Source organism: Marichromatium sp. AB32, assembly GCF_003718675.1.
GTDB classification, from domain to species: Bacteria; Pseudomonadota; Gammaproteobacteria; order Chromatiales; family Chromatiaceae; genus Marichromatium; species Marichromatium gracile.
The window spans coordinates 1-2,451 of the sequence record NZ_RHFJ01000111.1 but is presented as its reverse complement, the minus strand read 5'-3'; the positions used below and the strand labels follow the sequence as shown (position 1 = coordinate 2,451).

At 59.8% G+C, this 2,451-nt stretch carries 2 protein-coding genes and 1 pseudogene; all 3 read right to left on the bottom strand.

From position 1 onward, the window contains the following. Positions 1-107 precede the first annotated feature (107 nt). Entirely contained in the window at positions 108-440 is a 333-nt protein-coding gene (locus EBL85_RS16590; RefSeq protein ID WP_123143489.1) for a VanZ family protein, read from the bottom strand. A 125-nt stretch (positions 441-565) separates the two neighbouring features. Further along, positions 566-1,204, bottom strand: a pseudogene (locus EBL85_RS16585) (transposase); the annotation flags it as partial. A gap of 375 nt (positions 1,205-1,579) precedes the next feature. After that, positions 1,580-2,020 carry a metal ABC transporter ATP-binding protein gene (locus EBL85_RS16580; RefSeq protein WP_123143488.1) on the bottom strand — a complete coding sequence of 147 codons (441 nt, stop codon included), beginning with the start codon at positions 2,018-2,020 and terminating at the stop codon, positions 1,580-1,582. Positions 2,021-2,451 lie beyond the last annotated feature (431 nt).

The window sequence follows — 2,451 nt, the reverse complement described above, 5'->3', positions numbered from 1 at the left end:
TCGACGAATACAACCTGCGCCGACCGCACGAGTCGCTCGGCGATCTTTCACCAATCGAGTTTCTTAACCGCCGCGGACATGCCGCAGTGTCTATTTATGGGATGGACCTAAAAAGGGGGAGTTGACATGGGGAGGCCGCCGAGCTGGAGTTCGACGAGCAGCAGCAGGTAGGGGCCGAGCAGGGCAAGCGAGGCCCGGCGGGCATGACGCGGGAGCGCGGCGCGGGTGGCGGGGGCGAGGTCGCGCAGGGCGGTGACGAGCCCGGCGCTGAGTCCGGCCCCGAGCGCGCGGGTGAGTACCGAGACGCCTTGGGAGACGCCGGAGACGAGCAGCACCTGAACCAGTTCGATCGCCAGTCCGAGGGCGAGCCCGAGCACCACGGCGGCGGCGCGGGTGCCGGGGCCGCGACGGTGACGGGCGAGGAGGATGCCGAGCGGCAACGCGGTGAGGATCTCGGCGAGGCCGTGGGCCAGGGCCCAGACCGTGCCCTGGTCGGAGACCGGCGCCCACAGCCAGCCGAGCCGTCCGGCGGCGGCCTCGGTAAATGGGTGTCCCTTTAACGCTTTGCGATCCGCGCCGCAATCCCGGTATGCGCACTCTCCTCCGGCGTCTCCGCGATCCCGGCCCGAATCGGGTTGAGATCGACATAGGCCATCACCGCCAGCAGCGCCGTCTCGTCGAGGATCGCCTGCGAACGAAAACGCCCCTCCCAGAACCGTCCTCGAACCCCATCCTCCCGATTCGCCGCCCGCGCGATCGACTCGTTCAACACCCGCATGAACCACGAGAGATCCGCCAGCCGCGCCCGGTAGGTCGCAACCAACCCTGCGACCACCTCCAGCTCCGCCTCGGTCATCCCGGCCCGCGTCGCAGGCGACAGAAACCGCTCCACCACCATCGGCCCCCGGAACAGACACCGCCAGCGCCGCAACACCTCGGCATCCGACCACCCCGCCGCCCGATCCGCATCGACCCGCACCACCAGATGCACGTGATTGCTCATCACCGCATAGGCCGCCACATCGATCGCGAACACCCCCGCGAGCTGACGCAACCGCAACTCCACCCACCCGCGCCGATGCTCGAAGCTCCGCCCGGTCAGCCGATCGAAGCCGCAGAGATACGCCCGGCGCACGCACCGCGTGACGACGTGATACCAGGGCGTATCAGACAAGGAGACGAGCGAGGCGCGGGGACGAGTCATGGGGCATCTCCGCTGGGGGTGTTGGAGGAAGCGTAGGAGAGGGCCTCAAGAGCGTCAACGGTAAATGGGTGTCCCTTTTATCTTTATCCCCTTTTATCCTCCGGGTGTCCCTTTTATCCTCTTTTATCCTTAATCGTTGTCAATCCAATGCAACCTGCGCCGACCGCAGGAATCGCTCGGCGATCTTTCACCAATCGAGTTTCTCAACCGTCGCGGATATGCCGCAGTGTCTATTTATGAATGGGCCTAAAAGGGGGGGTTCCTTCGGTGTCTCTGTTGCTTCTAAGTGTTTATTCTAGTAATTCGGAGTAATGCCAGCGAACACTTGATCTTTGAAAAGAGTTCGCTAGCATTGATTTTTCAGGGCGGCTGGATTTATTCGGTCAGCAAGTGGCTTTCTCTCTGCTCTTTTTCTCTGCTTGCTTTTTCTTTTATGATTTCCTCAGGAGATTTTGGCATGTCTTGCTGTTTGCAGCCTTTTTGCACCGAGACCGTTCTTAGTGCTTCGAATTCACCCTTCAGGGTGGAGTACTCTTGGGCTTCTGGCCCATCTCCGCCTTCCAGGAAGAAGAGGGCAGGCCAGAACAGGACCAGTCCTATCCCCATCTGCGCTGCATCGTTGTCTGCGGTCCTTTTGAGACTTTGATATAAGGTTACTGTTCTCTGGGAGACATGCTCCATTTCCATCTCTACTTGCTCGCAGTCATAGTCCTTGTACTTCAGGGGCGATACATATGCTGACCCAAGATCTTCCGGTGAAGTTGCACATCCAAAAGTTACTGTGGATACAGCTGCTGCAAAAACAATCCTTTTCATTCTTCTGCCTTGTTTTTTATTTTTCGGTTTTTTGTTCTAGCGCTTGAGTTCGTGCTGTTTCTTTATTCTTTTCCCTTTCTGTTGTTGATTCTTTCGCTCCGTGTGTTCATGCGTCATGAAATGGTCGGCTGTATTGCGTGTGGCAAAAAATGTGTTCAATAGGCACGACTTGATCGGTCGCTTCGGTCCCGTGCGTTTCCTCCGGAACAGCACAGCCCCAACCACTCCTCAATCACCCCCACCGATCCCGCACCCACCGAGACCGAACCACCCCCCATCCAATCCACGCCCCACCACCCCCAACCCAAACATTCGTCGGATCGACCCCCAACCCCATCACCAACCGCAGCCCCTCGACCGCGAACGCCAACCCGCCCCCGACGATTGCCGCAACCCAGCCACCCCAAGTGTACGCTCCCCATCGATCCGAG